Source organism: Pseudomonas sp. LS1212 (assembly GCF_024741815.1).
Classification (GTDB): domain Bacteria; phylum Pseudomonadota; class Gammaproteobacteria; order Pseudomonadales; family Pseudomonadaceae; genus Aquipseudomonas.
Genome location: NZ_CP102951.1, coordinates 5104534 through 5128321 on the forward strand (window position 1 = coordinate 5104534; position 23788 = coordinate 5128321).

The 23788-nt window shown below is 55.5% G+C and carries 14 protein-coding genes, 6 tRNA genes and 3 rRNA genes; all 23 read right to left on the reverse strand.

Annotated elements, in window-relative coordinates; genetic code table 11:
- Positions 1-4: 4 nt before the first annotated feature.
- Positions 5-2107: an elongation factor G gene (fusA, locus tag NVV94_RS23910; RefSeq protein WP_258444774.1), complete on the reverse strand. Its 2103-nt coding sequence runs from the start codon at positions 2105-2107 to the stop codon at positions 5-7.
- Positions 2108-2137: 30 nt separating this feature from the next.
- Positions 2138-2608, reverse strand: coding sequence for a 30S ribosomal protein S7 (gene rpsG, locus NVV94_RS23915; protein ID WP_073269011.1), 471 nt, complete (start codon positions 2606-2608; stop codon positions 2138-2140).
- Positions 2609-2725: 117 nt separating this feature from the next.
- Positions 2726-3097, reverse strand: a complete 372-nt coding sequence (gene rpsL, locus NVV94_RS23920) for a 30S ribosomal protein S12 (protein WP_003186084.1) — start codon at positions 3095-3097, stop codon at positions 2726-2728.
- A 202-nt stretch (positions 3098-3299) separates the two neighbouring features.
- Entirely contained in the window at positions 3300-7499 is a 4200-nt protein-coding gene (rpoC, locus tag NVV94_RS23925) for a DNA-directed RNA polymerase subunit beta' (protein ID WP_258444775.1), read from the reverse strand.
- A gap of 64 nt (positions 7500-7563) precedes the next feature.
- On the reverse strand, positions 7564-11637 hold the full coding sequence (gene rpoB, locus NVV94_RS23930) for a DNA-directed RNA polymerase subunit beta (RefSeq protein ID WP_258444776.1): 4074 nt from the start codon (positions 11635-11637) through the stop codon (positions 7564-7566).
- 220 nt (positions 11638-11857) lie between these two features.
- The gene (gene rplL / locus NVV94_RS23935; protein WP_258444777.1) at positions 11858-12223 is read right to left on the reverse strand and encodes a 50S ribosomal protein L7/L12; all 366 of its coding nucleotides are present in this window, start codon (positions 12221-12223) and stop codon (positions 11858-11860) included.
- A gap of 79 nt (positions 12224-12302) precedes the next feature.
- Positions 12303-12803, reverse strand: a complete 501-nt coding sequence (gene rplJ / locus NVV94_RS23940; protein WP_258444778.1) for a 50S ribosomal protein L10 — start codon at positions 12801-12803, stop codon at positions 12303-12305.
- A 198-nt stretch (positions 12804-13001) separates the two neighbouring features.
- The gene (gene rplA, locus NVV94_RS23945) at positions 13002-13697 is read right to left on the reverse strand and encodes a 50S ribosomal protein L1 (RefSeq protein ID WP_258444779.1); all 696 of its coding nucleotides are present in this window, start codon (positions 13695-13697) and stop codon (positions 13002-13004) included.
- Entirely contained in the window at positions 13697-14128 is a 432-nt protein-coding gene (rplK, locus tag NVV94_RS23950; RefSeq protein ID WP_043192510.1) for a 50S ribosomal protein L11, read from the reverse strand. Before rplK ends, rplA begins: the two co-directional genes overlap by 1 nt.
- 117 nt (positions 14129-14245) lie before the next feature.
- Positions 14246-14779 (reverse strand): transcription termination/antitermination protein NusG, encoded by a 534-nt coding sequence (nusG, locus tag NVV94_RS23955; RefSeq protein ID WP_258444780.1) that lies wholly within the window; start codon positions 14777-14779, stop codon positions 14246-14248.
- A 9-nt stretch (positions 14780-14788) separates the two neighbouring features.
- Positions 14789-15157, reverse strand: a complete 369-nt coding sequence (gene secE / locus NVV94_RS23960) for a preprotein translocase subunit SecE (protein WP_258444781.1) — start codon at positions 15155-15157, stop codon at positions 14789-14791.
- A 45-nt stretch (positions 15158-15202) separates the two neighbouring features.
- Positions 15203-15278 (reverse strand) — tRNA-Trp (locus tag NVV94_RS23965).
- A 95-nt stretch (positions 15279-15373) separates the two neighbouring features.
- A tRNA-Thr gene (locus NVV94_RS23970) sits at positions 15374-15449 on the reverse strand.
- A gap of 26 nt (positions 15450-15475) precedes the next feature.
- Positions 15476-15549 (reverse strand) — tRNA-Gly (locus NVV94_RS23975).
- A gap of 23 nt (positions 15550-15572) precedes the next feature.
- A tRNA-Tyr gene (locus NVV94_RS23980) sits at positions 15573-15657 on the reverse strand.
- A 144-nt stretch (positions 15658-15801) separates the two neighbouring features.
- Positions 15802-16248: a hypothetical protein gene (locus tag NVV94_RS23985; RefSeq protein WP_258444782.1), complete on the reverse strand. Its 447-nt coding sequence runs from the start codon at positions 16246-16248 to the stop codon at positions 15802-15804.
- A 7-nt stretch (positions 16249-16255) separates the two neighbouring features.
- The gene (locus tag NVV94_RS23990) at positions 16256-17005 is read right to left on the reverse strand and encodes a pantothenate kinase (protein WP_258444783.1); all 750 of its coding nucleotides are present in this window, start codon (positions 17003-17005) and stop codon (positions 16256-16258) included.
- Positions 16995-17954: a bifunctional biotin--[acetyl-CoA-carboxylase] ligase/biotin operon repressor BirA gene (birA, locus tag NVV94_RS23995; protein ID WP_258447805.1), complete on the reverse strand. Its 960-nt coding sequence runs from the start codon at positions 17952-17954 to the stop codon at positions 16995-16997. The genes NVV94_RS23990 and birA overlap by 11 nt, the downstream gene beginning before the upstream one ends.
- A gap of 233 nt (positions 17955-18187) precedes the next feature.
- Positions 18188-18303 (reverse strand): 5S ribosomal RNA (rrf, locus tag NVV94_RS24000).
- 145 nt (positions 18304-18448) lie between these two features.
- Positions 18449-21340 (reverse strand): 23S ribosomal RNA (locus tag NVV94_RS24005).
- Positions 21341-21564: 224 nt separating this feature from the next.
- A tRNA-Ala gene (locus NVV94_RS24010) sits at positions 21565-21640 on the reverse strand.
- Between the two features lie 10 nt (positions 21641-21650).
- Positions 21651-21727 (reverse strand) — tRNA-Ile (locus tag NVV94_RS24015).
- Positions 21728-21811: 84 nt separating this feature from the next.
- A 16S ribosomal RNA gene (locus tag NVV94_RS24020) occupies positions 21812-23350 on the reverse strand.
- The 16S, 23S and 5S rRNA genes sit together here with 2 tRNA genes alongside, the layout of an rRNA operon.
- Positions 23351-23788 lie beyond the last annotated feature (438 nt).

Here is a 23788-nt window from a genome sequence, read left to right on the forward strand (position 1 = left end):
TGAATCAGCCTTGTTTTTTTACGATAGCTTCGACGATATTCGACGGAGCTTCGGAGTATTTGGAGAATTCCATGGAGTAGCTCGCGCGACCCTGAGACATGGAACGAACGTCGGTCGCATAACCGAACATTTCACCCAACGGAACTTCGGCGCGAATCACCTTGCCGGAAACCGTATCTTCCATACCCTGGATCAGACCACGACGACGGTTCAGGTCACCCATCACGTCACCCATGTAGTCCTCAGGTGTTACGACTTCAACCTTCATGATCGGCTCAAGCACCACACCGCCACCTTTGGTAGCCAGCTGCTTGGTCGCCATGGAGGCAGCCACCTTGAACGCCATCTCATTGGAGTCGACGTCGTGGTAGGAACCATCGAACACGGTAGCCTTCAGGCCGATCAGCGGATAGCCGGCAACAACGCCGTTCTTCATCTGCTCTTCGATGCCCTTCTGGATTGCCGGGATGTATTCCTTCGGAACTACACCACCAACAACTTCGTTGACGAATACCAGACCTTCCTGACCTTCGTCAGCCGGAGCAAAGCGGATCCAGCAGTGACCGAACTGACCACGACCACCGGACTGACGAACGAACTTACCTTCGATTTCGCAGTTCTTGGTGATCTTCTCGCGGTACGAAACCTGCGGCTTGCCGATGTTCGCCTCGACATTGAACTCGCGACGCATACGGTCGACGAGGATGTCCAGGTGCAGCTCACCCATACCGGAGATGATGGTCTGGCCAGTCTCTTCGTCGGTCTTGACGCGGAAAGACGGGTCTTCCTGAGCGAGCTTGCCCAGAGCGATACCCATTTTTTCCTGGTCGTCCTTGGTCTTGGGCTCTACCGCAACCGAAATTACCGGCTCCGGGAAGTCCATGCGAACCAGGATGATTGGCTTGTCAGCGGAGCAGAGGGTGTCACCAGTGGTAACGTCCTTCATGCCGATCAGGGCCGCGATGTCGCCAGCGCGAACTTCCTTGATCTCTTCACGGGTGTTTGCGTGCATTTGCACCATACGACCCACGCGCTCTTTCTTGCCCTTGACCGAGTTGATTACGCCGTCGCCGGAGTTCAACACACCCGAGTAAACGCGGGCAAAAGTCAGGGTACCCACGAATGGGTCGGTAGCGATCTTGAACGCCAGAGCCGAGAACGGCTCGTTGTCGTCTGCATGACGCTCCATTTCAACAGTCTCGTCATCCGGATCGGAACCCTTGATGGAAGGAATGTCGACTGGCGCAGGCAGGAAGTCGATAACGGCGTCGAGAACCAGGGGAACACCCTTGTTCTTGAAGGAAGAACCGCAAACAGCCAGAACGATCTCACCAGCGATAGTACGCTGACGCAGAGCGGCCTTGATTTCCTCGATGGAGAGCTCTTCGCCTTCGAGGTACTTGTTCATCAGTTCTTCGTTGGCTTCGGCCGCAGCCTCCACCATGTTGCCGCGCCATTCTTCAGCCAGCTCCTGCAGTTCAGCAGGGACAGCTTCGCGACGAGCAGTCATGCCCTTGTCAGCGTCGTCCCAGTAAACCGCTTCCATGGTCATCAGATCGATCTGACCCTGGAAGTTGTCTTCGGAACCGATAGCCAACTGGATAGGCACTGGAGTGTGACCCAGACGCTGCTTGATCTGACCGACTACGCGCAGGAAGTTTGCGCCAGCACGGTCCATCTTGTTCACGTAAACGAGACGTGGAACACCGTATTTGTTGGCTTGACGCCATACGGTTTCAGACTGAGGCTCAACACCGGAAGTACCGCAGAACACAACGACAGCACCGTCGAGTACGCGCAGCGAACGCTCTACTTCAATGGTGAAGTCAACGTGGCCGGGGGTATCGATGATGTTGAAGCGGTGCTTAGGGAACTGCTTGGCAGAACCTTCCCAGAAAGCGGTAGTAGCAGCGGAGGTAATGGTAATACCCCGCTCCTGCTCCTGCACCATCCAGTCCATGGTCGCGGCGCCATCATGCACCTCGCCCATTTTGTGGTTTACGCCAGTGTAAAAAAGGACGCGCTCGGTGGTGGTGGTTTTACCAGCATCCACGTGAGCAACGATACCGATGTTACGGTAGCGATTAATCGGAGTAGTACGAGCCATAAAGCCCTCGCAAAATTAGTGACGCTGGATTTAGAAGCGGTAGTGCGAGAATGCTTTGTTGGCTTCAGCCATACGGTGCACGTCTTCACGCTTCTTAACTGCAGCACCTTTGCCTTCAGCAGCGTCCAACAGCTCGCCGGCCAAACGCAGAGCCATAGACTTCTCGCCGCGCTTGCGGGCGTAGTCTACCAACCAGCGCATTGCCAGGGCGTTACGACGGGACGGACGAACTTCGACCGGAACCTGGTAAGTAGCACCGCCTACACGGCGCGACTTCACTTCGACCAGCGGAGCGATGGCGTCGAGAGCTTTCTCGAAGATTTCCAGTGGGTCGCTGTTCTTGCGTTCTTTAACCTTGTCCAGCGCGCCATAAACGATACGCTCGGCAACGGCTTTCTTGCCGCTTTCCATCACGTGGTTCATGAACTTGGCCAGGATTTGGCTTCCGTATTTTGGATCGTCAAGCACTTCGCGCTTGGCTGCTACGCGTCTTCTTGGCATGGATAAGCCCTCAAACGGTCTTCAGGTTAGCTCGGGACATGCCACCTTCGGTGATCGCCCGACCTTACTCTTATCGACTCAGAAAAATAGAAATCTGCAATTTGCTGCAAGCGACCATTACTTCGGACGCTTGGTACCGTACTTCGAACGACCCTGGTTACGACCTTTAACGCCGGAAGTATCCAAAGAACCGCGAACGGTGTGGTAACGAACACCTGGCAAGTCTTTTACACGACCGCCGCGGATCAGCACCACGCTGTGTTCTTGCAGGTTGTGGCCTTCACCGCCGATGTACGAGGAAACCTCGAAACCGTTGGTCAGACGCACACGGCATACTTTACGCAGTGCCGAGTTAGGTTTTTTCGGCGTGGTGGTGTACACACGGGTGCACACGCCACGACGTTGCGGGCAGTTCTGCAGCGCAGGCACGTCGGACTTCTCGACGATACGCTTACGCGGCTGACGTACCAGCTGGTTGATAGTTGCCATCTACTAGCTCCACTGTTGTCTTGCGACGCTATTGTCTTGCAAGAAAAGCAAAATGGCAGGAACGAATTCCCGCCAAATTTAGGGGTACAAGAGTCTAAAGAGGATCTTGTCCCCAGTCAAGGCAAGGCCCCGCCCTCCCCGCTCAGCTGCTCTCGACAAAACATGTCGATCTTGGCTGAACGAGGACGCCAGGGCCCGGCTCTTAGTTACCGCTGGAGTTCAGCGCTTCAGCCAGTGCAGCTTCCACTTCACTGGCGCTAACACGCAGCGGCTTGTCTGCTTCACGGCGACGCTTGCGCTCGCTGTGGTAAGCCAGACCGGTACCGGCCGGGATCAAACGACCCACGACCACGTTTTCTTTCAGGCCGCGCAGGTAATCGCGCTTGCCGGTTACGGCCGCCTCGGTCAGTACGCGGGTAGTTTCCTGGAAGGAAGCTGCGGAAATGAACGATTCGGTCGACAACGACGCCTTGGTGATACCCAACAGAACGCGAGTGTACTTGGAGATGAATTTCTCCTCGGCCACCAGACGCTCGTTTTCGACCAATACATGCGTCAACTCCATCTGGTCGCCCTTGATGAAGCTGGAGTCGCCAGACTCGGAGATCTCGACTTTACGCAACATCTGACGAAGGATCGTCTCGATGTGCTTATCGTTGATCTTCACGCCTTGCAGACGGTAAACGTCCTGAATCTCGTTGACGATGTACTTGGCCAGCGCGCTCACACCCAGCAGACGCAGGATGTCGTGCGGATCGCTTGGACCGTCGGAGATAACTTCGCCGCGGTTCACTTGTTCGCCTTCGAAGACGTTCAGGTGACGCCACTTCGGAATCAGCTCCTCGTACGGATCGCTACCGTCGTTCGGAGTGATGACCAGACGGCGCTTGCCCTTGGTCTCTTTACCGAACGCGATGGTGCCGCTGACTTCAGCCAGAATCGAGGCTTCTTTCGGACGACGCGCTTCGAACAGGTCGGCAACGCGTGGCAGACCACCGGTGATGTCGCGAGTCTTCGAGGTTTCCTGCGGGATACGGGCGATAACATCACCCACACCCACCTGCACACCGTCAGCCACACCGACAAGGGCGTTGGCCGGCAGGAAGTACTGAGCCGGTACGTCGGTACCTGGCAGCAGCAGATCCTTGCCATCGGCGCCGACCATCTTGACCGCCGGGCGAATTTCCTTGCCTGCAGCAGGACGGTCTTTGGCGTCGAGTACTTCGATGTTGGTCAGGCCGGTCAGTTCGTCTGTTTGACGCTTGATCGTGATGCCTTCTTCCATGCCCACGTAGGTCACGGTACCTTTCATCTCGGTGACGATCGGGTGAGTGTGCGGATCCCACTTGGCCACGATTGCGCCAGCTTCGACCTTGTCACCTTCCTTCACCGAAATCACGGCACCGTATGGCAGCTTGTAACGCTCACGCTCACGACCGAAGTCATCAGCGATGGCCAGCTCACCGGAACGCGACACAGCAACCAGGTTGCCGTCCAGACGCTCTACGTGTTTCAGGTTGTGCAGACGAACGGTACCGCCATTTTTCACCTGAACGCTGTCGGCAGCCGAGGTCCGGCTCGCCGCACCACCGATGTGGAACGTACGCATGGTCAGCTGTGTACCCGGCTCACCGATCGACTGAGCAGCGATTACGCCGACAGCTTCACCGATGTTCACCTGGTGACCGCGAGCCAGGTCGCGACCGTAGCACTTGGCGCAGATGCCGTAGCGGGTTTCGCAGCTGATTGGCGAGCGCACGATCACTTCGTCGATGCTGTTCAGCTCGATGAATTCGACCCACTTCTCGTCTACCAGCGTGCCAGCAGGAACGATGACGTCATCGGTACCCGGCTTGAACACGTCGCGAGCGATCACACGACCCAATACGCGCTCACCCAGCGGCTCTACAACGTCGCCGCCTTCGATGTGCGGAGTCATCAGCAGACCGTGTTCGGTGCCGCAGTCGACTTCTGTCACAACCAGATCTTGTGCAACGTCTACCAGACGACGAGTCAGGTAACCGGAGTTAGCGGTTTTCAACGCGGTATCCGCAAGACCCTTACGAGCACCGTGAGTCGAGATGAAGTACTGGAGTACGCTCAGGCCTTCACGGAAGTTCGCGGTGATCGGCGTCTCGATGATCGAGCCGTCCGGCTTGGCCATCAGACCACGCATACCGGCCAACTGACGAATCTGAGCTGCCGAACCCCGGGCACCGGAGTCAGCCATCATGTACATGGAGTTGAAGGACTCCTGATCGACTTCGTTACCGTGGCGGTCGATAACCTTCTCTTTCGAGAGGTTGGACATCATCGCCTTGGAAACTTCGTCGTTCGCCTTGGACCAGAGGTCGATTACCTTGTTGTACTTCTCGCCCTGGGTTACCAGGCCGGACGCGTACTGGCTTTCGATCTCTTTAACTTCGTCGGTCGCGGTGCCGATGATGCGAGCTTTCTCATCCGGGATAACGAAGTCGTTAACGCCGATGGAAACACCCGAAATCGTCGAGTAGGCAAAACCGGTGTACATCAACTGGTCGGCGAAGATAACGGTCTCTTTCAGACCAACCACGCGGTAGCACTGGTTGATCAGCTTGGAGATCGCCTTTTTCTTCATCGGCTGGTTGACCACGTCGTACGACAGGCCTGGCGGAACAACCTGGAACAGCAGCGCACGGCCGACGGTGGTGTCGACGATACGGGTGTTCTTGACGCTGCCACCATCACGATCGTTGACGGTTTCGTTGATACGAACCTTGATCTTGGCGTGCAGCGCGGCTTCGCCGGCGCGGAATACGCGGTCGACTTCCTGCAGGTCAGCGAACACACGACCTTCGCCCTTGGCGTTGATCGCTTCACGGGTCATGTAGTACAGACCCAATACAACGTCCTGCGACGGAACGATGATTGGCTCACCGTTGGCTGGCGACAGAATGTTGTTGGTCGACATCATCAACGCACGCGCTTCGAGCTGGGCTTCCAGCGTCAGCGGTACGTGCACGGCCATTTGGTCGCCGTCGAAGTCGGCGTTGTACGCAGCACAGACCAGAGGGTGCAGCTGGATAGCCTTACCTTCGATCAGTACCGGTTCAAACGCCTGGATACCCAGACGGTGAAGGGTCGGTGCACGGTTGAGCAGTACGGGGTGTTCGCGAATCACTTCGGCGAGAACGTCCCAGACCTCTGGCAGTTCGCGCTCGACCATTTTCTTGGCGGCTTTGATGGTGGTGGCCAGGCCACGCATTTCCAACTTGCCGAAAATGAACGGCTTGAACAGCTCGAGAGCCATTTTCTTCGGCAGACCGCACTGGTGCAGACGCAGGGTCGGACCTACGGTAATTACCGAACGACCCGAGTAGTCAACGCGCTTACCGAGCAAGTTCTGACGGAAACGACCTTGCTTACCCTTGATCATGTCGGCCAGGGATTTCAGAGGACGCTTGTTCGAACCGGTAATGGCGCGACCGCGACGACCGTTGTCGAGCAGTGCATCGACCGCTTCCTGCAGCATGCGCTTTTCGTTGCGCACGATGATGTCAGGCGCGGACAGATCCAGCAGACGCTTCAGACGATTGTTACGGTTGATCACTCGACGATACAGATCGTTGAGGTCGGACGTCGCGAAACGGCCACCATCGAGCGGAACCAGTGGACGCAGGTCTGGCGGCAGAACCGGCAGAACGGTCAACACCATCCACTCAGGCAGGTTGCCGGAGCCCTGGAAGGCCTCCATCAGCTTCAGACGCTTGGACAGCTTCTTGATCTTGGTTTCGGAGTTGGTTTGCGGAATTTCTTCGCGCAGACGGCCAATCTCGTGTTCCAGGTCAATGGCGTGCAGCAGTTCACGGACAGCCTCGGCACCCATGCGGGCGTCGAAGTCGTCACCGAATTCTTCGAGTGCTTCGAAGTACTGCTCGTCGTTCAGCAGCTGGCCTTTTTCCAGGGTGGTCATGCCCGGGTCGATAACGACATAGCTCTCGAAGTAGAGAACGCGTTCGATATCACGCAGGGTCATGTCCATCAGCAAGCCGATACGCGACGGCAGGGACTTCAGGAACCAGATGTGAGCGACTGGCGATGCCAGTTCAATGTGAGCCATGCGCTCACGGCGGACCTTGGCCAGTGCAACTTCAACGCCGCACTTCTCACAGATCACGCCACGGTGCTTCAGGCGCTTGTACTTGCCGCACAGGCACTCGTAGTCCTTGACTGGGCCAAAGATCTTGGCGCAGAACAGGCCGTCGCGCTCTGGCTTGAACGTACGGTAGTTGATGGTTTCCGGCTTTTTAACTTCACCGAACGACCACGAACGGATCATCTCAGGCGAGGCCAATCCGATACGGATGGCGTCGAACTCTTCGACTTGACCCTGGTTTTTCAGCAAATTCAGTAGGTCTTTCAAGGCCTTTCCTCCTGGCGGAGCAGGGAGCGGGCTTTTCAGCCACGCTCCCGATTCGCGTCACGTGTTATTCGGTTTCCAGATCGATATCGATACCGAGCGAACGAATCTCTTTGATCAACACGTTGAAGGACTCGGGCATGCCCGGCTCCATACGGTGATCGCCGTCCACGATGTTTTTGTACATCTTGGTCCGACCGTTCACATCGTCCGACTTCACTGTGAGCATTTCTTGCAGGGTGTAAGCCGCGCCGTATGCTTCCAGCGCCCAAACTTCCATCTCCCCGAAACGCTGACCACCGAACTGCGCCTTACCACCCAGCGGCTGCTGGGTAACCAGGCTGTAAGAACCAGTGGAACGCGCGTGCATCTTGTCGTCCACCAAGTGGTTCAGCTTGAGCATGTACATGTAGCCAACGGTAACCGGACGCTCGAACTTGTTGCCGGTACGACCGTCGAACAGCTGCATCTGACCGCTTTCCGGCATGTCTGCCAGCTTCAGCATGGCCTTGATTTCGTGCTCCTTGGCACCGTCGAAGACCGGGGTCGCCATTGGCACGCCGCCCTTGAGGTTTTTCGCCAGGTCCAGAATTTCCTGGTCGGAGAAATCTTCCAGGTTTTCCTGACGACCACCGATCTCGTTGTAGATCTCGGTGAGGAACTTGCGCAATTCAGCAGCCTTGCGCTGTTCTTCCAGCATGCGGTTGATCTTCTCGCCCAAGCCCTTGGCCGCGAGGCCCAGGTGGGTTTCGAGGATCTGACCGACGTTCATACGCGAAGGTACGCCCAACGGGTTGAGGACGACGTCTACCGGCGTGCCATTGGCATCGTGCGGCATGTCTTCAACCGGCATGATCACGGAGACCACACCCTTGTTACCGTGACGACCGGCCATCTTGTCGCCCGGCTGGATGCGACGACGGATTGCCAGGTAAACCTTGACGATCTTCAGCACGCCCGGCGCCAGGTCATCGCCCTGTTGCAGCTTGCGCTTCTTGTCTTCGAACTTGTCGTCCAGCAGTCGGCGACGATCAACGATGTAGGCCTGAGCCTTCTCGAGTTGTTCGTTCAGCGCGTCTTCGGCCATGCGCAGTTTGAACCACTGGCCGTGCTCGAGGCCGTCAAGGACTTCGTCGGTGATCTCGGTGCCTTTCTTCAGGCCTGCACCACCTTCGACAATCTGACCAACCAGAGCCGAACGCAGACGTTCGAAGGTTGCGCCTTCAACGATGCGGAACTCTTCGTTGAGGTCCTTGCGGATCTCGTCCAGCTGGCTCTTCTCGATCGACAGTGCACGAGCATCACGCTCGACGCCGTCGCGGGTGAAGACCTGTACGTCGATGACAGTACCTTTGGTACCGGTTGGTACGCGCAGGGAGGTGTCTTTAACGTCGCTGGCTTTCTCACCGAAGATTGCACGCAGCAGTTTTTCTTCTGGTGTCAGCTGGGTCTCGCCTTTCGGAGTGACCTTACCGACCAGAATGTCGCCTGCGCCTACTTCAGCACCTACGTAAACGATACCGGCTTCGTCCAGTTTGTTCAGTGCGGCTTCACCCACGTTCGGGATGTCCGCAGTGATTTCCTCTGGGCCAAGCTTGGTGTCACGGGCCACACAGGTCAGTTCCTGGATGTGGATCGTGGTAAAGCGATCTTCCTGAACAACACGCTCGGACAGGCAGATGGAGTCTTCGAAGTTGAAACCGTTCCAGGCCATGAACGCGATGCGCATGTTCTGGCCCAGTGCCAGCTCACCCATATCGGTGGACGGACCGTCTGCCATGATGTCGCTGCGCTGAACGCGATCACCCTTGCTCACCAGCGGACGCTGGTTGATGCAGGTGTTCTGGTTCGAGCGGGTGTACTTGGTCAGGTTGTAGATGTCGACACCGGCTTCGCCTGGCTCGACTTCATCATCGGCAACACGGACCACGATACGACTGGCGTCAACCGAGTCGATCACACCGCCACGACGGGCCACGACGCAAACGCCGGAGTCACGCGCAACGTTGCGTTCCATGCCGGTACCTACCAGCGGCTTGTCAGCACGCAGGGTCGGTACAGCTTGACGCTGCATGTTCGAACCCATCAACGCACGGTTGGCGTCGTCGTGCTCGAGGAACGGGATCAGCGAGGCTGCAACCGAGACTACCTGCTTGGGCGAAACGTCCATCAGGGTGACGTCTTCAGGCGCCTTGACGGTGAATTCGTTGAGGTGACGTACGGCTACCAGCTCGTCGATCAGCACCTTCTGGTCGTTCATCGCAGCCGAAGCCTGGGCGATCACGTGATCGGCCTCTTCGATTGCCGACAGGAAGACGATCTCGTCGGTCACCAGTGCGTCTTTAACCACGCGGTACGGGCTCTCGAGGAAGCCGTACTGGTTGGTACGCGCATAGGCGGCCAGGGAGTTGATCAGACCGATGTTCGGACCTTCCGGCGTCTCGATCGGGCAAACACGACCGTAGTGAGTCGGGTGTACGTCACGGACTTCGAAGCCTGCGCGCTCACGGGTCAGACCACCTGGGCCGAGTGCAGAGACACGACGCTTGTGGGTGATCTCGGACAGCGGGTTGTTCTGGTCCATGAACTGGGACAGCTGGCTGGAACCGAAGAACTCTTTCACCGCCGCAGCCACAGGCTTGGCGTTGATCAGGTCTTGCGGCATCAGGCCTTCGCTTTCCGCCATCGACAGACGCTCTTTGACCGCACGCTCAACACGCACCAGGCCAACGCGGAACTGGTTCTCGGCCATCTCGCCTACGCAGCGAACACGACGGTTACCCAGGTGGTCGATGTCATCGACGATGCCTTTGCCGTTACGGATGTCGACCAGGGTCTTCAGAACCGCAACGATGTCTTCCTTGCTCAGCACGCCCGAACCTTCGATCTCGGTACGACCGATACGACGGTTGAACTTCATCCGGCCGACCGCGGACAGGTCGTAACGCTCAGGGCTGAAGAACAGGTTGTTGAACAGGGTTTCTGCGGCATCCTTGGTTGGCGGCTCGCCAGGACGCATCATGCGATAGATCTCGACCAGCGCTTCGAGTTGATTGCTGGTGGAGTCGATTTTCAGCGTGTCGGAAATGAACGGACCGCAATCGATATCGTTGGTGTACAGGGTTTCGATGCGAACGACCTGAGCCTTGGCGATTTTCACCAGGATCTCGGTGCTCAGCTCGGTGTTGCACTCAGCCAGGATTTCACCGGTGGCCGGGTGAACGATAGCCTTGGCGGTGGTACGACCCAGCACGTAGTCCAGAGGAACTTCCAGCTGCTTGATGCCGGCCTTTTCCAACTGGTTGATGTGACGTGCGGTAATACGACGACCTTGCTCGACGATGACCTTGCCGTTGTTGTCGAGGATGTCCAGGACAGCAATTTCACCACGCAGGCGCTGAGGCACCAGCTCCAGGCTGAGCTGTTCGCCCTGCACGTGGAATACGTTGGTGGTGTAGAAGGCATCGAGCACTTCTTCGGTGCTGTAGCCCAGCGCGCGCAGCAGTACCGACGCAGGCAGCTTGCGACGACGGTCGATCCGGACGAATACGCAGTCTTTCGGATCGAACTCGAAGTCCAGCCACGAGCCACGGTAAGGAATGATACGAGCCGAGTACAGCAGCTTGCCGGAGCTGTGCGTCTTGCCACGGTCGTGGTCGAAGAACACACCAGGCGAACGGTGCAACTGGGAAACGATCACACGCTCGGTACCGTTGATAACGAAGGTACCGTTTTCAGTCATCAGGGGGATTTCACCCATGTAGACTTCTTGCTCTTTGATGTCCTTGATCGCTTTGTTCGACGATTCTTTGTCGAAAATGATCAGACGGACTTTTACCCGCAAAGGTACGGCGTACGTGACACCGCGCAACACGCATTCTTTAACGTCAAACGCCGGTTCGCCCAGACGATAGCCAACGTACTCCAGGGCAGCATTGCCGGAGTAGCTGATGATCGGGAAAACCGATTTGAAGGCCGCATGCAGGCCCACGTCGCGGAACTGATCCTTGGTCGCTCCCGCCTGCAAGAATTCACGATACGAATCCAGCTGGATGGCCAGGAGGTACGGCACATCCATGACGTCCGGCAACTTGCTAAAGTCCTTGCGGATACGTTTTTTCTCAGTGTATGAGTAAGCCATCAGCGTTCCCCAGCTTGGTCACCTGCTTGTTTGGCCCCTCCCGACGGGAGCAGCCAGAAAATCGTGCAAACCCCATGGTTTGCGCCACCGCATCGGGTGGTTACAGCACGTTAGAGGCACCGACCTGGTCGGCTGCCAATAACGGAAAAAGGCCGGTGGCAAGAGCCACCAGCCATCAGCCGTCCGCTTAACGCTTGGGCTGGAGACGCAAAGTCGATGCTTACTTCAGCTCGACTTTAGCGCCTGCTTCTTCCAGAGCTGCTTTGGCTTTGTCAGCTGCGTCTTTGGCAACAGCTTCCAGAACCATGGCAGGAGCGCCGTCAACTACAGCCTTGGCTTCTTTCAGGCCCAGACCGGTCAGTTCACGTACAGCCTTGATCACGTTAACTTTCTTCTCGCCAGCTTCGGTCAGCATGACGTTGAATTCAGTTTGTTCTTCAACAACGGCAGCAGCAACAGCTGGGCCAGCGGAAGCAGCAGCAGCGGTAACGCCGAACTTCTCTTCCATTGCCTTGATCAGCTCAACGATTTCCATAACGGATTTTTCGCCGATTGCTTCGATGATTTGCTCGTTAGTCAGAGACATGACTATAAATTCCTGTATTGGGGTGACAGCCTACGCGGCCATCGAAATAAACAATAAACGCAAAAGAGGTTGCTCAGCCTTAGGCTGCGGCAGCTTCTTTCTGGTCGCGAAGGGCCGCCAGAGTACGAGCCAATTTGCTGGTTGCGCCTTGAATCACGCTCATCAGCTGAGAAATTGCTTCGTCACGGGTCGGCAGGCTTGCCAGTACGTCGATCTGATTAGCTGCGAGGTACTTGCCCTCGAACGCAGCTGCCTTGATCTCGAACTTGTCCTGACCCTTGGCAAACTCTTTGAAAATACGGGCAGCAGCGCCCGGATGTTCCTTGGAGAATGCAATCAGGGTCGGGCCGGTGAACACGTCGTTGAGAACACTGTATTCAGTGTCAGCAACAGCGCGCTTGAGCAGGGTGTTACGTACAACGCGTACATAAACGCCAGCTTCACGAGCCTCTTTACGGAGTCCGGTCATTGCGCCTACAGTCACACCACGGGCATCAGCCACGACAGCGGACAGAGCGCCTTTGGCAGCCTCGTTGACTTCAGCGACGATGGCCTTCTTGTCTTCGAGTTTAATTGCCACGGGTTTAACTCCTGCTTGTTACCGTTTCATCCAGCCGAAGCCGGATGTCGTTTTGGTGTCTGATTCGGTAAGGAACCGGGAGCACCATCTGCGTAGGCTTTAGGTTTAAGACTTGCGTCGCCTACGGTCTTGGACAGCCCCCGCCAGGCAGGGACCCCAATCTTTCAATTGACGCAATCACTTGCGTCAACTCATGTCTTATACGTCCAGCGAACCTTGGTCGATGACCAGACCTGGGCCCATAGTGGTGCTCAGGGTAACGCGCTTGACGTAGATACCTTTCGAGGAAGCTGGCTTGATACGCTTCAGATCAGCGATCAGGGCTTCAACGTTTTCCTTCAGCTTGACGGCATCGAAGCCGACCTTGCCAACGGAGGTGTGGATGATGCCGTTTTTGTCGGTGCGATAACGAACCTGACCAGCCTTGGCGTTTTTAACCGCGGTAGCTACGTCTGGCGTTACGGTGCCGACTTTCGGGTTAGGCATCAGACCACGTGGACCGAGGATCTGACCCAACTGACCTACAACGCGCATTGCATCCGGGGATGCAATAACGACGTCATAGTTCAGGTCGCCGCCTTTCATTTCGGCAGCCAGGTCGTCCATGCCAACGCGATCGGCGCCTGCGGCCAGAGCAGCTTCAGCTGCCGGGCCTTGGGTGAAGACAGCAACACGTACAGTCTTGCCCGTGCCGTGTGGCAGCACAGTAGCGCTACGAACGACCTGGTCGGATTTACGTGGGTCAACGCCCAGGTTTACAGCAACGTCAACAGACTCGCTGAACTTGACAGTCGACAGCTCGGTCAGCAGAGCAGCAGCGTCTACAAAGCTGTAGGACTTGCCCGCTTCGATTTTGCTGGCGATAGCCTTTTGGCGCTTGGTCAGCTTAGCCATTACACACCCTCCACGTTGAGGCCCATGGAGCGAGCAGAACCGGCGATGGTACGCACGGCTGCTTCCATGTCCGCGGCAGTCAGGTCCGCGTTTTTGGCTTTAGCGATATCTTCCAGCTGAGCACGAGTCACGGTACCGACTTTAACGGTGTTCGGACGTGCGGAACCGCTGGTCAGGCCAGCAGCTTTTTTCAGCAGAACCGAAGCTGGGGTGCTTTTGGTTTCGAAGGTGAAGCTACGGTCACTGTAAACAGTGATGATAACTGGAGTCGGCAAGCCGGCTTCTTGACCCTGAGTACGGGCGTTGAAGGCCTTGCAGAATTCCATGATGTTCACACCATGTTGACCCAGAGCCGGGCCAACGGGCGGGCTTGGGTTGGCCTGGCCGGCCTTTACTTGCAGCTTGATGTAAGCCGTGATTTTCTTAGCCATGAGCTACTCCAATATCGGGTACGAACGCCAAAAGAGGCTCCCCGGTTGCTTGCGTTTTATCCCAGAGACGACAAAACCCCGCAGCTTACGCCTGCGGGGCATGGGATCTGTCTTCAGCTAGACCTTCTCGACCTGGCTGAACTCGAGCTCTACCGGAGTAGAGCGTCCGAAAATAAGCACGGCCACTTGGATCCGACTCTTTTCGTAGTTGACTTCTTCGACAGTGCCGTTGAAATCCGCGAACGGACCATCGGTCACGCGCACAACCTCGCCCGGCTCGAACAGAGTCTTCGGTTTTGGCTTGTCACTGCCATCAGCGACGCGACGCAGGATAGCTTCAGCTTCCTTGTCGGTAATTGGTGCTGGCTTGTCGGCGGTCCCGCCGATGAAACCCATCACCCGAGGCGTGTCCTTGACCAAGTGCCAAGTACCCTCGCTCATATCCATCTGGACCAGCACATAGCCAGGGAAGAATTTACGTTCGCTTTTGCGCTTCTGGCCATTACGCATCTCTACCACTTCTTCGGTAGGGACCAGAATTTCGCCAAAACCGTCTTCCATGCCAGCCAGCTTTACACGCTCGATCAAAGAGCGCATAACATGCTTCTCGTAACCCGAGTAAGCATGCACAACGTACCAACGCTTAGCCACGGGACACCCTTAGCCAACAATCAAGGAAACAAGCCAGCCGAGCAGGGAGTCGAGACCCCACAACAGCAACGCCATGACCAGCACGACAGCCACTACGATAAGCGTGGTCTGAGTGGTCTCTTGGCGAGTCGGCCAAACGACTTTACGGATTTCGGTACGAGCTTCCTTAGCCAGGGCGAAGAACGACTTGCCTTTGGCAGTCTGCAGACCAACGAAGGCAGCGACAGCAGCAATGGCGAGCAGAGCAAGCACCCGGTACAGGAGAGGCGACGCGGAGTAGTACTGATTTCCGACAACGCCTACGACTACCAAAGCGACAACAACCAGCCACTTGAGCAGATCAAAACGAGAGTCTTGGGCTTCAGCCTTGGGAGTCATCTAGGAGGATCCTGTGAAAAGAAAGCCAGACACACCGTGTGAATCTGGCAGGTCAGGAGGGAATCGAACCCCCAACCTACGGTTTTGGAGACCGTCGCTCTGCCAATTGAGCTACTGACCTAAAAACATAATCAGGCCGACCATTATGCCGGTCCGAATAAGCGATTTCAACCACTTATAAAACAAAGGCAGATATTTTCATATCTGCCTGAGTAATGGAGCTCTTGAGCGGATTTGAACCGCTGACCTCACCCTTACCAAGGGTGTGCTCTACCAACTGAGCTACAAGAGCGTAACACTGCGCAACAACTGCAAACTTGGAGCGGGTAGCGGGAATCGAACCCGCATCATCAGCTTGGAAGGCTGAGGTTCTACCACTAAACTATACCCGCGGAGCCTGCAGCTCTCGCTAAATTGGTGGAGGGGGAAGGATTCGAACCTTCGAAGTCGTAGACGTCAGATTTACAGTCTGATCCCTTTGGCCGCTCGGGAACCCCTCCTGAACGTGGCGGCATTATCAACTCTTGCCACCCCTCTGTCAACCTTTTTCTCAATAAAATCTTGAGGTTAGCTACGTTGACAGGCGCCTCACAAGTTTTCGTACTAGACGTTATCCCTGTGGAGCGGGCGCCATTCTATGCAAACTATTCGACAGATGCAATGCCTTCGCACTGCATTATTTTATGTTTTAAGTCTTTGAATTCACGGGAAAGTGTTCCCATAGCCGTTTCCCCCAGCAAACCGCGGCTTTCGGGCGCGATTCTCAACCAAAAGCCAGATGAATCCGCCGGCTTTGCGCCCTGCAAGCGCACCGAGACGTTCATCGCAACCAGGCGCTGGGAGAGTGCCCCGAGCTGCTCCGCGCCAGGGACCCCCAGATACAGGCATTCCCGGGCATCCTGACCCGCAGCCCTGCTTCGCTCCTTGCGCTGCGGGTCACGACCGGACTCGCTGAGCAAATGGATGTCTTGCTGGGTCCCTTTGTAAAGCGAGAGCGACGCCACTTCCTTGGCCTTCAATGGCGCTTCCTGTTGGTGCCATACGTAATAGACGGCGTTGAGCACCAACAACAATAGAAACAACCAACGCATAGATACCTCAGGTCAGGGGGCAGGCCATGGCCAGACCAACAAAAACCAGATCCGGGACAACCCGAGCTTGCGGCGCCACTTCCCGCACCAGGTCCGCATCGCCGCCCGTAAGGAAAACGCTAAAGCCTTCACCCCACAACGACCCTGCATGCTCGAGCTGCGTCTGCACGAAACCGCGAAGCATCAGCGTACAACCACGCTCTACCGCCTCGACGGTAGAGCGACCCGGCTCAAGCGTTGCCATTGCCCGCTCAGCCGAAGCATCGTCATAACGAATCCGCCGGGTATGGGTACGCAGCTGGTTACGCATCAGCGGCATGCCAGGGCAAATAAAGCCCCCCAGATGTTCGCCATCAGGCGCCACAAAGTCGGAAGTGACTGCAGTCCCGAAGTCGATGACAACACACGCACCCGCCGCCAGGTGATAGCCACCCAGCAATGCAAGCCATCGATCCAGCCCCAGACGCTCGTACTCCTCATAACCGTTGCGAACGCCGGCAAACTCCTTGGCAGGCTTGGCAATGGCTACCGCAAGCGAGTAATCAGCGACCAGGAGGTCGGTCAGTCGCGCAGTTTCTTCTTCAGTCCGCACACTCACCAGACGGCAATGCGTGAGCTTCAAGCCGGAAATTTGCTGCAGTTCGCGCAGCAGTGCCTGATCGGAATCAGTGACCCCACCGGCGACCACAGCACAGGTGTCGCGCCGAATGACGCGCCATTTGATAAAGCTGTTCCCACAGTCGAGCTCAAGAATCATCGCGCAACCTCAAGCTGAGCTCTCCACCACTGAAGTGTTTTTCAACTTCACCCACTTTCAATCGCAAGGCACCTTGCTGATCAATCCCCAAAACAATGCCATCGACCTGGCTTGCACCGGCGATTAGCGATACCGCGCGCCCTTGCCAGAGATGGTTTTGCTCCCACTCCGGCTGAATGGCTTCGAATCCGGACTCTCGATGCCGCGCCAGATAGTACTGCAGCGTCGAATTCAACCGCGCAACCAAATGATTGCGATCCACCGCCTTGCCGGTCACCAGCCGAACCGACGTCCAGTCCTGATCCACCTCGGTGGTGGCCTGCATGTTCACATTGATGCCGACACCCAGCACGACGTGGCAGACGTCTGCCGGATCCCCCACCAACTCCAGGAGGATCCCGGCAATCTTGCGGGTGCCTACCAGGACGTCATTCGGCCACTTCAAGCCCGCTTCAGCTACACCCTGCTCTCGCAGCGCCTGCATGACCGCCAGCCCGACAACCAGACTCAAGCCTTCCAGCTGCCGCATGCCACCGTCAATCCGCAGCACCAGGCTGTAATAGAGGTTCTCCGCAAAAGGGCTGACCCATTTGCGTCCGCGACGCCCTCTGCCCGCCGACTGCCGCTCGGCCAGCACCAGGAAAGGCGCTGCGTGACCGCGCTCGATGGCGCGCAAAGCCTCGGCATTGGTAGAGTCGATAGAGTCAAATATCAGGGGCGGCCAGCATTCGCCACTGGACGCCTGTGCAATCGCTTCTTGATCGAGCAACGATAAAGGCGCAGCCAATTGATAACCACGGCCGCGCACTTTGTGTATCGGCAGGTTCAGCTCGGCTTCCAGCTGTTGCAGCTGCTTCCATACGGCACTGCGACTCACACCCAAGGCCGCGCCCAGCGCTTGCCCTGAGTGGAACCGACCATCCTTCAGCAGTTTTAACAACATCAACATGCCAATCTCGCCTTTCAATGAGGCACGCATGATAGCTATGCAGCGAGCGGTTGCATAGAAAGCTTGGGGGACTGTATGCAGAGCCTGGCGCTCCGGCGTCGCTTTGCTGCGCGTCAGGAGAGGCGCTCCCACGCGGGAGCATGGGAACGAGGGGGTGGCGGTGGAGGCCGGGAGTTTTTTCGGCGCAAAAACAAAACCCCATCTGCTTGCGCAGATGGGGTTTCGGAATTTGATCTTGACGATGACCTACTCTCACATGGGGAAACCCCACACTACCATCGGCGATGCATCGTTTCACTACTGAGTTCGGGATGGGATCAGGTGGTTCCAATGCTCTATGGTCGTCAAGAAATTCTGGTGCCAAGCCGTCTTGCGACGTCTTGGCGAATCGGGTATGTGATGATTTGTGCGTCGCAAACTTTCGGTTCGTTTCGTCTTCACTACCGCAATTTGGCCCTGCTCTTTACAGGAGCAGCAAATTGCTTGGGTGTTATATGGTCAAGCCTCACGGGCAATTAGTATTGGTTAGCTCAACGCCTCACAGCGCTTACACACCCAACCTATCAACGTCGTAGTCTTCGACGGCCCTTCAGGGAGCTCAAGGCTCCAGTGAGATCTCATCTTGAGGCTAGTTTCCCGCTTAGATGCTTTCAGCGGTTATCTATTCCGAACATAGCTACCCGGCAATGCCACTGGCGTGACAACCGGAACACCAGAGGTTCGTCCACTCCGGTCCTCTCGTACTAGGAGCAGCCCCTCTCAAATCTCAAACGTCCACGGCAGATAGGGACCGAACTGTCTCACGACGTTCTAAACCCAGCTCGCGTACCACTTTAAATGGCGAACAGCCATACCCTTGGGACCGGCTTCAGCCCCAGGATGTGATGAGCCGACATCGAGGTGCCAAACACCGCCGTCGATATGAACTCTTGGGCGGTATCAGCCTGTTATCCCCGGAGTACCTTTTATCCGTTGAGCGATGGCCCTTCCATACAGAACCACCGGATCACTAAGACCTACTTTCGTACCTGCTCGACGTGTCTGTCTCGCAGTCAAGCGCGCTTTTGCCTTTATACTCTACGACCGATTTCCGACCGGTCTGAGCGCACCTTCGTACTCCTCCGTTACTCTTTAGGAGGAGACCGCCCCAGTCAAACTACCCACCATACACTGTCCTCGATCCGGATAACGGACCTGAGTTAGAACCTCAAAGTTGCCAGGGTGGTATTTCAAGGATGGCTCCACGCGAACTGGCGTCCACGCTTCAAAGCCTCCCACCTATCCTACACAAGCAAATTCAAAGTCCAGTGCAAAGCTATAGTAAAGGTTCACGGGGTCTTTCCGTCTAGCCGCGGATACACTGCATCTTCACAGCGATTTCAATTTCACTGAGTCTCGGGTGGAGACAGCGCCGCCATCGTTACGCCATTCGTGCAGGTCGGAACTTACCCGACAAGGAATTTCGCTACCTTAGGACCGTTATAGTTACGGCCGCCGTTTACCGGGGCTTCGATCAAGAGCTTCGCGTTAGCTAACCCCATCAATTAACCTTCCGGCACCGGGCAGGCGTCACACCCTATACGTCCACTTTCGTGTTTGCAGAGTGCTGTGTTTTTAATAAACAGTCGCAGCGGCCTGGTATCTTCGACCGGCATGAGCTTACGCAGTAAATGCTTCACCCTCACCGGCGCACCTTCTCCCGAAGTTACGGTGCCATTTTGCCTAGTTCCTTCACCCGAGTTCTCTCAAGCGCCTTGGTATTCTCTACCCAACCACCTGTGTCGGTTTGGGGTACGGTTCCTGGTTACCTGAAGCTTAGAAGCTTTTCTTGGAAGCATGGCATCAACCACTTCGCGCTCTAATGAGCACTCGTCATCAGCTCTCGGCCTTGAACTCCCGGATTTACCTAAGAGTCCAGCCTACCACCTTAAACTTGGACAACCAACGCCAAGCTGGCCTAGCCTTCTCCGTCCCTCCATCGCAATAACCAGAAGTACAGGAATATTAACCTGTTTTCCATCGACTACGCTTTTCAGCCTCGCCTTAGGGACCGACTAACCCTGCGTCGATTAACGTTGCGCAGGAAACCTTGGTCTTTCGGCGTGGGTGTTTTTCACACCCATTGTCGTTACTCATGTCAGCATTCGCACTTCTGATACCTCCAGCCAGCTTCTCAACTGACCTTCACAGGCTTACAGAACGCTCCTCTACCGCATCACCCTAAGGTGATACCCGTAGCTTCGGTGTATGGTTTGAGCCCCGTTACATCTTCCGCGCAGGCCGACTCGACTAGTGAGCTATTACGCTTTCTTTAAAGGGTGGCTGCTTCTAAGCCAACCTCCTAGCTGTCTAAGCCTTCCCACATCGTTTCCCACTTAACCATAACTTTGGGACCTTAGCTGACGGTCTGGGTTGTTTCCCTTTTCACGACGGACGTTAGCACCCGCCGTGTGTCTCCCATGCTCGGCACTTGTAGGTATTCGGAGTTTGCATCGGTTTGGTAAGTCGGGATGACCCCCTAGCCGAAACAGTGCTCTACCCCCTACAGTGATACATGAGGCGCTACCTAAATAGCTTTCGAGGAGAACCAGCTATCTCCGAGCTTGATTAGCCTTTCACTCCGATCCACAGGTCATCCGCTAACTTTTCAACGGTAGTCGGTTCGGTCCTCCAGTCAGTGTTACCTAACCTTCAACCTGCCCATGGATAGATCGCCCGGTTTCGGGTCTATACCCAGCGACTAAACGCCCTATTAAGACTCGCTTTCGCTACGCCTCCCCTATTCGGTTAAGCTCGCCACTGAATATAAGTCGCTGACCCATTATACAAAAGGTACGCAGTCACAGAACAAGTCTGCTCCCACTGCTTGTACGCATACGGTTTCAGGATCTATTTCACTCCCCTCTCCGGGGTTCTTTTCGCCTTTCCCTCACGGTACTAGTTCACTATCGGTCAGTCAGTAGTATTTAGCCTTGGAGGATGGTCCCCCCATATTCAGACAAAGTTTCTCGTGCTCCGTCCTACTCGATTTCATTGACAAGAGATTTTCGCGTACAGGGCTATCACCCACTATGGCCGCACTTTCCAGAGCGTTCCGCTAATCTCAAATCAACTTAAGGGCTAGTCCCCGTTCGCTCGCCACTACTAAGGGAATCTCGGTTGATTTCTTTTCCTCAGGGTACTTAGATGTTTCAGTTCCCCTGGTTCGCCTCTTGCACCTATGTATTCAGTACAAGATAACCATCTTGTGATGGCTGGGTTCCCCCATTCAGACATCTCCGGATCACAGTCTGTTTGCCGACTCCCCGAAGCTTTTCGCAGGCTACCACGTCTTTCATCGCCTCTGACTGCCAAGGCATCCACCGTATGCGCTTCTTCACTTGACCATATAACCCCAAGCAATCTGGTTATACTGTGAAGACGACATTCGCCGAAAATTCGCGATTAAACTCACAAATTTTACCTTAGCCTGAATAAACACCAGTGAAAGTGCTATCCAGTCTATCTTTCTATCACATACCCAAATTTTTAAAGAACGATTCTGAAAAAGTTCAGAAATCAATATTCGATGCGAATATTCATTTCTAAGCTTTGACACGGTAACAAGGGGTGGTGGAGCCAAGCGGGATCGAACCGCTGACCTCCTGCGTGCAAGGCAGGCGCTCTCCCAGCTGAGCTATGGCCCCAACAAGAAACTGGTGGGTCTGGGCAGATTCGAACTGCCGACCTCACCCTTATCAGGGGTGCGCTCTAACCAACTGAGCTACAGACCCAGTTAAGAGCTGTTACCGATATCGTCTTCTTCAATGAATCAAGCAATTCGTGTGGGAGCTTATAAGACAGCTGATGTCTTCGATTAAGGAGGTGATCCAGCCGCAGGTTCCCCTACGGCTACCTTGTTACGACTTCACCCCAGTCATGAATCACACCGTGGTAACCGTCCTCCCGAAGGTTAGACTAGCTACTTCTGGTGCAACCCACTCCCATGGTGTGACGGGCGGTGTGTACAAGGCCCGGGAACGTATTCACCGCGACATTCTGATTCGCGATTACTAGCGATTCCGACTTCACGCAGTCGAGTTGCAGACTGCGATCCGGACTACGATCGGTTTTGTGAGATTAGCTCCACCTCGCGGCTTGGCGACCCTCTGTACCGACCATTGTAGCACGTGTGTAGCCCAGGCCGTAAGGGCCATGATGACTTGACGTCATCCCCACCTTCCTCCGGTTTGTCACCGGCAGTCTCCTTAGAGTGCCCACCATAACGTGCTGGTAACTAAGGACAAGGGTTGCGCTCGTTACGGGACTTAACCCAACATCTCACGACACGAGCTGACGACAGCCATGCAGCACCTGTCTCAATGCTCCCGAAGGCACCAATCCATCTCTGGAAAGTTCATTGGATGTCAAGGCCTGGTAAGGTTCTTCGCGTTGCTTCGAATTAAACCACATGCTCCACCGCTTGTGCGGGCCCCCGTCAATTCATTTGAGTTTTAACCTTGCGGCCGTACTCCCCAGGCGGTCAACTTAATGCGTTAGCTGCGCCACTAAAATCTCAAGGATTCCAACGGCTAGTTGACATCGTTTACGGCGTGGACTACCAGGGTATCTAATCCTGTTTGCTCCCCACGCTTTCGCACCTCAGTGTCAGTATGAGCCCAGGTGGTCGCCTTCGCCACTGGTGTTCCTTCCTATATCTACGCATTTCACCGCTACACAGGAAATTCCACCACCCTCTGCCCTACTCTAGCTCGCCAGTTTTGGATGCAGTTCCCAGGTTGAGCCCGGGGATTTCACATCCAACTTAACGAACCACCTACGCGCGCTTTACGCCCAGTAATTCCGATTAACGCTTGCACCCTCTGTATTACCGCGGCTGCTGGCACAGAGTTAGCCGGTGCTTATTCTGTCGGTAACGTCAAAACATCAACGTATTAGGTTAATGCCCTTCCTCCCAACTTAAAGTGCTTTACAATCCGAAGACCTTCTTCACACACGCGGCATGGCTGGATCAGGCTTTCGCCCATTGTCCAATATTCCCCACTGCTGCCTCCCGTAGGAGTCTGGACCGTGTCTCAGTTCCAGTGTGACTGATCATCCTCTCAGACCAGTTACGGATCGTCGCCTTGGTGAGCCTTTACCCCACCAACTAGCTAATCCGACCTAGGCTCATCTGATAGCGTGAGGTCCGAAGATCCCCCACTTTCTCCCGTAGGACGTATGCGGTATTAGCGTCCGTTTCCGAACGTTATCCCCCACTATCAGGCAGATTCCTAGGCATTACTCACCCGTCCGCCGCTCGCCACCAGGTACAAGTACCCGTGCTGCCGCTCGACTTGCATGTGTTAGGCCTGCCGCCAGCGTTCAATCTGAGCCATGATCAAACTCTTCAGTTCAATACTGCTTGGGTTTTGAGAAAACCCTAAACTTGGCTCAGCAATCTCAAAATGAACTATATGATTGCTCATGTAGCCACTTGTGATGCTGATAATCTTTCTGACTATCAGTCTGAGCTCACAAGCACCCACACGAATTGCTTGATTCAGTTGTTAAAGAGCGGTTGGTTGATTCTTTCGTCTCAACCGAGGCGCGAATTCTACGCTTTCCTCTGTCTCTGTCAAGCGTTTATTTTCAGAAGTTTTCGATTTTCTCGTTCAACTTCAAGCACTTGACTCGCTTCGATCACTCGTCAGCGGGAGGCGAATTCTACAGCGTTTCAAACCGCTGTCAACCACCTTTTTCACCGCTTCCGATCGGAAGATCGAAGCTGCTTCTTCGCTGCTTACTTCGGTTAACTCTTTGATTCTCAAGGAGTTTTCCGTTTCGTCTGCGCC

Excerpts from the sequence above, each read along its gene's own strand:
- rpsL (WP_003186084.1), bottom strand. The coding sequence starts at position 3,097 with ATGGCAACTATCAACCAGCTGGTACGTCAGCCGCGTAAGCGTATCGTC.
- birA (WP_258447805.1), bottom strand. The coding sequence starts at position 17,954 with ATGTTGATGTTGTTAAAACTGCTGAAGGATGGTCGGTTCCACTCAGGG.
- rplL (WP_258444777.1), bottom strand. The coding sequence starts at position 12,223 with ATGTCTCTGACTAACGAGCAAATCATCGAAGCAATCGGCGAAAAATCC.
- rpsG (WP_073269011.1), bottom strand. The coding sequence starts at position 2,608 with ATGCCAAGAAGACGCGTAGCAGCCAAGCGCGAAGTGCTTGACGATCCA.
- rplK (WP_043192510.1), bottom strand. The coding sequence starts at position 14,128 with ATGGCTAAGAAAATCACGGCTTACATCAAGCTGCAAGTAAAGGCCGGC.
- NVV94_RS23990 (WP_258444783.1), bottom strand. The coding sequence starts at position 17,005 with ATGATTCTTGAGCTCGACTGTGGGAACAGCTTTATCAAATGGCGCGTC.
- rpoB (WP_258444776.1), bottom strand. The coding sequence starts at position 11,637 with ATGGCTTACTCATACACTGAGAAAAAACGTATCCGCAAGGACTTTAGC.
- fusA (WP_258444774.1), bottom strand. The coding sequence starts at position 2,107 with ATGGCTCGTACTACTCCGATTAATCGCTACCGTAACATCGGTATCGTT.
- NVV94_RS23985 (WP_258444782.1), bottom strand. The coding sequence starts at position 16,248 with ATGCGTTGGTTGTTTCTATTGTTGTTGGTGCTCAACGCCGTCTATTAC.
- rplA (WP_258444779.1), bottom strand. The coding sequence starts at position 13,697 with ATGGCTAAGCTGACCAAGCGCCAAAAGGCTATCGCCAGCAAAATCGAA.
- secE (WP_258444781.1), bottom strand. The coding sequence starts at position 15,157 with ATGACTCCCAAGGCTGAAGCCCAAGACTCTCGTTTTGATCTGCTCAAG.